Annotated in this window: 5 protein-coding genes; 2 read left to right on the forward strand and 3 right to left on the reverse strand. The window is 33.8% G+C overall.

The genetic code is table 11. The features are described 5' to 3' along the window. Positions 1 to 98: 98 nt before the first annotated feature. From ACTJIW_RS19875 to ACTJIW_RS19885, 3 genes are read right to left on the reverse strand one after another with little or no spacing between them, the layout of a single operon-like run. A complete protein-coding gene (locus ACTJIW_RS19875) occupies positions 99 to 989 on the reverse strand; it encodes a Ppx/GppA phosphatase family protein (RefSeq protein WP_012026499.1) in 891 nt (296 codons plus the stop codon). Positions 990 to 1,026: 37 nt separating this feature from the next. Next, positions 1,027 to 3,105 carry a polyphosphate kinase 1 gene (gene ppk1 / locus ACTJIW_RS19880; RefSeq protein ID WP_440715822.1) on the reverse strand — a complete coding sequence of 693 codons (2,079 nt, stop codon included), beginning with the start codon at positions 3,103 to 3,105 and terminating at the stop codon, positions 1,027 to 1,029. 5 nt (positions 3,106 to 3,110) lie between these two features. Continuing rightward, positions 3,111 to 3,596, reverse strand: a complete 486-nt coding sequence (locus ACTJIW_RS19885; protein ID WP_012026501.1) for a SixA phosphatase family protein — start codon at positions 3,594 to 3,596, stop codon at positions 3,111 to 3,113. Between the two features lie 497 nt (positions 3,597 to 4,093). Here ACTJIW_RS19885 and ACTJIW_RS19890 point away from each other — a divergent pair, with 497 nt between their 5' ends. Both ACTJIW_RS19890 and ACTJIW_RS19895 read left to right on the forward strand, forming a co-directional pair. After that, the gene (locus ACTJIW_RS19890; protein WP_433812654.1) at positions 4,094 to 4,642 is read left to right on the forward strand and encodes a hypothetical protein; all 549 of its coding nucleotides are present in this window, start codon (positions 4,094 to 4,096) and stop codon (positions 4,640 to 4,642) included. A 37-nt stretch (positions 4,643 to 4,679) separates the two neighbouring features. Further along, on the forward strand, positions 4,680 to 6,394 hold a 1,715-nt coding region (locus ACTJIW_RS19895), incomplete at its 3' end, for a VWA domain-containing protein (RefSeq protein WP_440718476.1).

The raw sequence follows: 6,394 nt of genomic DNA on the forward strand, positions 1-6,394 counted from the left end.
AAATAGAATGCCGCGAATTACACGAATTTGCACTATTTTATTTTCTTAAAAATAATTCGTGAAAATTCGTGTAATTCGCGGCAAAAAATATTCTGATATTAAATTTTACCGTAATACATTGCTTTTACAATTCCGTCCGAAAGTCCAATTTTTGGTACATAAATCTGGCGTGCGCCGCTCCATTTCATTGCATTTAAGTAAATACGGGTTGCATGGATGATTACGTCGGCACGGTCAGAGTTCAAACCTAATTCGGCGATTCTTTGTTCGTAAGTCAATGAATTTAAAAAGGCATACTGCGAGTTAATATAAATGTACGAAAGCGGTTTTTCCTGCTGCTTTCCAGACATTTTAAACAATTTGTTGATATTTCCTCCAGATCCAATCAGGGTAACTTCTTCATAATCTGCTGTGTTGGTTTTAATCCATTTTTCAATTTCATCCCAAACCACATCGTGAACCATATTATTTAATAAACGAACGGTTCCTGCTTTAAAAGATCTTGAATTGATCATTTTTCCATCAGAGAACAACGTAAATTCGGTGCTTCCTCCGCCAACATCAACAAAAAGATAAGTTTCATCAGATTTTATTAAATGATGTAAATCTGTAGAAGCTATAATTGCAGCTTCTTTTTTACCATCAATAATTTCAATTTTTATGTCGGCTTTTTTCTTAATTAAAGCCACAACTTCTTTAGCATTATACGCTTCACGCATTGCCGAAGTTGCAAATGCCATATAGCGTTCTACTTTATGTACTTTCATTAAAAGGTTGAATGCTTTCATGGCATCAACCATTCTATCTATATTTTCTGGTGATATTTCGCCTACTGTAAAGGCATCTTGTCCCAAACGAATTGGCACACGAACAAGCGAACTTTTATTAAACTGGGGTTCTTTTCCATCTTGTTCTACAACATTTGATATCAACAGCCTCATGGCATTTGAACCGATATCTATTGCTGCAAATTTCCTAATTTTAATCATGCTCACTTATGATTTTGTAATTGAATTTTTTAATTATTTAGTTTACTTTTTGAGAAACCTCTTCCAGTACTGCTACTTTATTTTGATAATATTTATAGGTTTCAAATTGTGCTCTAAATGGGGCATGATGGTTTCGAGGCTTATATTTATTATCTAATTTGTATGAATGATATCTTACTTTTACGTTTCCTTTCCAGGCGATATTGAAATTGTCGATTAATTCTTTTTTGATTTCGTGATCGTAAACCGGACAGGTTACTTCTACTCTTCCGTCAAGATTTCTGGTCATAAAATCGGCAGAAGAAATATATACTTCGTTTAGGCCGGCATTTCCAAAAATGTATACTCTTGTATGTTCTAAATAATTATCGACAATGCTTATGGCTTCAATATTTTCGCTCATTCCCGGAATTCCCGGAATCAAGCAGCAAATTCCTCTTACATTTAACTGAATTTTTACTCCTGCATTACTTGCTTCGTATAATTTATCAATCATTTTAAAGTCTGACAAACTATTCATTTTTAACTTAATAAATGTTTTTCTTCCAGCCAGAGCATGAAGAATTTCACGATCTATTAGTTTTACGAATTTGGTTCTTGTGTAATGAGGCGAAACAATTAAATGTTTGTATCGGTGTACTCTATAATTGATGTCGAAAAACTCGAATATTTTAGAGGTATCTTTTAAAATTCCCTGATGGCAGGTAAAAAGTGTTACATCGGTATAAATTTTAGCAGTCGATTCGTTAAAGTTTCCTGTTGAAATAAATCCGTAACGACGGTTTTTTCCATCTTCGGTTCTTTCGATTACACAAATTTTACTGTGTACTTTTAATCCTTTTATTCCAAAAATAAGTTCGATTCCTTCGGTCTGCATCTGCTCAGCATAAGAAATATTCGAAGCTTCGTCAAAACGTGCCTGAAGTTCAATTTGTACTACCACACGTTTTCCGTTTTTGGCAGCATTTATTAATGAACTGATAATCTGAGAGTTTTTTGCCAGACGGTAAAGTGTAATTTTAATACTGGTTACTTTTGGATCTAAGGCAGCTTCACGCAAAAACTTAGTTAGATAAGCAAATGACTGATAAGGCGCATGCACCAAATAATCTTTTTTAGAGATTTTCTCTAATATACTTCCATCAAGACTTAAACCCGGAACCGGCAATGGCTCGTTTGGTTTGTACAATAAATCGTAACGTCCGAGATTGGGAAAATCCATATAATCGCGGCGGTTATGATATCTTCCTCCCGGAATTATACTGTCGGTTTCTACAATTTTCATTTTATCTAAAAAGAAACGCAGAGTGTCTTCTTCGATTAGGCTGTCGTAAATAAAACGAACTGGTTCTCCTATTCGGCGGTCTTTTACTGATGAAGCAATTTTTTCGAGCATACTTTTACTCAAATCGCTATCGATATCCAATTGTGCATCTCTGGTAATTTTGATCATATGTGCCGAAACACTCTTATAATCAAATATATTGAAGATATTTTTTAGTTTTAAACGAATTACATCATCAATTAAGATTACGTATTGTTTTTCATCTTCAGATGGAAGAACTACAAATCTGTTGATGGTTTTAGGAATTTCAATTAAGGCATAACGAACCTCATCGGTTTTTAATTCTAATCGAACTGCCAAATATCCTGCTGTATCTTTTAAAATAGGAAAAACGGCCAAATCATTTAAGATGATGGTTACCAATTCTGGACTTAATTTTTGCATAAAAAAGTCCTTTAGGAAACATTCTTGTTTTGGTGTTACCTGATCTTCGTTAATAATAAAAATGTTTTCGGCTTCGAGCTCACTTTCAATATTACCCAGAATGCGTAAACTTTCAGATTGCTGTTGAATTACAATTTCGGTAATATCTTTAATTAATTGATGAGCAGAAATTCCGCCTAAATATTTTTCTCCGGAAATACCGGAAAGACTTAATCTGCGAATAGCAGCATATCGAACTCTAAAAAACTCATCTAAATTGTTTGAAAAAATTCCAACAAATCGCAGTCGGTCTAAAAGAGGAACGGTATTATCTGCCGCTTCCTGAAGTACTCTTGCATTAAACGCTAACCAGCTTTTTTCTCTATCGATATATTTCTGTTCGTACACTGTAATTATTTTAAGTCTTTGGGGAATATAGTTTTATTGGTTTTGCCTTTATCGATTGTGTCCCAGCTGTCTGAATCAAATTGCAGTGATACAAAGCCGGAAGTTGGAACATTATCAATAAAAACATCTCCAAATTTATTAACAAAATTTGTAATAGCCTCGTTATGTCCGAAAAGAATAACGCTTTCGAAACTATTATCACAAGATTTAATAACCTTTTCGAGTTGTCTTTCATCAAAAGTATACAAATCATCTCTGTAAACTATGCTGTCTATAGGATATGAAATGTTTTGAGCAAAGATTAAAGCAGTTTCTGAGGCACGTGCAGCAGTACTGCTCCATACTATATAGGTTTTAGGAAGATATTTTGAAATATGAGTAGAAACTTCATGCGCATCTAAGATTCCTCTTTTTTGCAAAGGTCTGTCGAAATCTTTTAAAGGTGCTTCCCAACTTGATTTTGCATGACGTATTAAAATTAAATTTTTCATAAACAAAGGGTTTAAAAACCGCAGAAAACTACTGCAATTTTATTGAAGTTCTAATTTACAAAAGATATTTTAATACTACTCTTTTTTTTAATTCTGTTAACATTCTGGTGAAATTTTAACAAGTATGAATTATCCGCAAAACTTTAACAATCCAAAAAATTAAAATTGTCCATTTTCAAAAATAATGTACTTCATCCGTCGAAATGTACATTTGGTCGATTTTTGCAAATCAGCAATAAATTAACTAAATATTTGATTATTAATTATTTACATAAAACCAAATTGCATCATTTTCATTAAAAATGAAAGAAAAATCAATCTAAAATTTTTATCAAACAAGTTAAAAAAATATTTTTTTGAGTCAATTTTTGATAAAAAAAGAGTAGTTGAACGAGTTTTTAGGTTAGTTACAGATAAAAAAATTTAATTAGAAAAACTCTAATATAATTTTGATTCTGTTAAAATTTGAGAAATACCACTAACAAAAATCCTAAATTATGAGAACTACAACTAATCTTAAAAAAGCGGTGAAATTTGTTAATAATTGTAAGTTCATTTTTTCTTTCAAAAATATTTTTAAGAAAAATTTATTGTCTGTACTCTTTCTTTTAATTACAACAATTTCATTTGCTCAATCGGGTTCGTGCAGCGCATCTTTGATTGTTGAAAATAATGGCAATATCAGGAGCACTCCTCTCGATGGAACGTATTACTCAATGGTTCTGACCAACAACAGTTCTTCTACAGACACTTTTGTTTTAAGTTCTAAGAATATAAATGCTTCTTGTGCTAATACAGACGGAAGTTCTACCGCAGGAAATGTCATAATCAATACTGATTTTATTAATTCTGAAAGAAACTCTCTAAGTGAAATAACGCTAAGCGCAGGTGAATCTGTAAATTTTTATATCCACGTTACAGTTCCTGCCGGTACTTCGACACAAAAATGGTCTTGCAATAAGATTACAGCTGCTTCAAAAAACTGCAGCAACTATTCAGTTGATGCTGTTTTACATACTTACATCATTAATCCGGTTAATGATTAAATAAGATATATCAAGTATACCCTTAAAATGATTTAAAATGGAAAAACAATTACTTTTTTTAAACAATTTTTTACGAGATATAAAAAAAATACAATTTGTTGTATTATTTCTTCTGACATCATCGATAGGTTTAGCACAAACAATAACAACAAACAAAACTGTAACGGCAAATGCTGGCAATTGCGGTATTATTGATGTTAAAGTCGATATTACAGGTGCAAACCCAATTACCCGAAATTCAGATGTAGTTCTGGCTATTGACATATCCGGAAGTATGGGTAATACTATTTCGGGAGATTTTAAAACCTCGATGGATTATGCCAAAGATGCCGCATTGGCATTTCTAAATCAGGCAAAAGCAAATCCGCAAAACCGAATTGCAATTGTTGCGTACAGTACAACTGCCAGCCTAAAAATAGGTTTAACTTATTTGAATGCAACAGGTGTAACACAGATAACAAATCAAATTAATGCTTTGCAGGCCACTAATTCTACCAACATTTATGCTGGAATTGTGAGATCTGAAACTGAATTGGAAACTAACGGCCGATTTGACTGCAGCACTGCAAGAGCTATAATTTTACTGACTGATGGAGTTACAAACGTAACAGGTACTAGTGGTAATACAAACTGTAATGTGAGTAAAACATCGCAATGTGTTACTGATGCTATAAATGCGGCAACAAATGCCAAAACAACTACAAAATCTAGTGTTGTTTATAACAATCAGGTTTTTTCTGTGGGGCTTTTTGGCGGTATCAGTGGTAACATTAACACCAACAACAGCGATCAGAATATTGCTAAATATACTCTGGACAATATTCAGGGAAGCGCCGCATATATTACACAAAGCGGTGCTAATTTGACTGCAATCTACAATCAGATTGCTACTCAGATTTCATGGATTGCTCAAAGTCTGATTGCAAAAGAAACTATTATTCCTGGTTTTACTATTGGAGGAATAACAACAACCAAAGGAACAGCTTCGTTATCTGGACAAGTGATTACATGGAATACTGATTTTTTAAACTCTGAAACGATTTCTTTAACGTATCAGCTGACTCCAACCGGAAGCGCCTGCGGCAATCAAACTGTAAGCACTTCTACTTTGAATTATCAAAATTCGTCCTGTGCTAATGATTCAAAGGCGATCAGCAGTCCAAGTTATTTTGTTCCGTGTGCACCCGTAATTACAGGTGTTTTAACGGCATGCGGATCTACAACTTTGACAGCTTCTACTAACGCTTCTTCTCCAACCTATGTTTGGTATAAAGACAATGCTGTATTACCGGGACAAACTTCTTCTACCCTTACAGCAACAGCGAGCGGGGTTTATAAAGTAAAGGTGAAAAATGGGGTTACAAATTGTGAATTAACTTCAGCAGATTCTACTGTATCAATAAGTCCGGCAGCTGCGCTTATCGCACCTGCAAATGCAAATATTTCTGGATGCAGCACAGCAGCAATAACCGGACTTCCGTATAGTACTGCCAGCAGCAATATTACTCTTGCACAATTAAACACCGCCGGCGGATCATTGTCTAACAGTTCTTTGATTGGAAGTTATACTATATCCTACTCTGATACTGCATCAGGAACATGCCCAACAATAGTAACCCGAACATTTAAAGTTACTACTGGCTGTGGAAATGTTACAGCTTTACAGACAATTACAATCCAAGATACTACTGCACCGACTTGGACAACTCAGGCAAATGCGTTAAATGTTACTTTGCAATGCAGTGATACAGC

The organism is Flavobacterium sp. 22659, from assembly GCF_052044235.1.
GTDB classification, from domain to species: domain Bacteria; phylum Bacteroidota; class Bacteroidia; order Flavobacteriales; family Flavobacteriaceae; genus Flavobacterium; species Flavobacterium johnsoniae.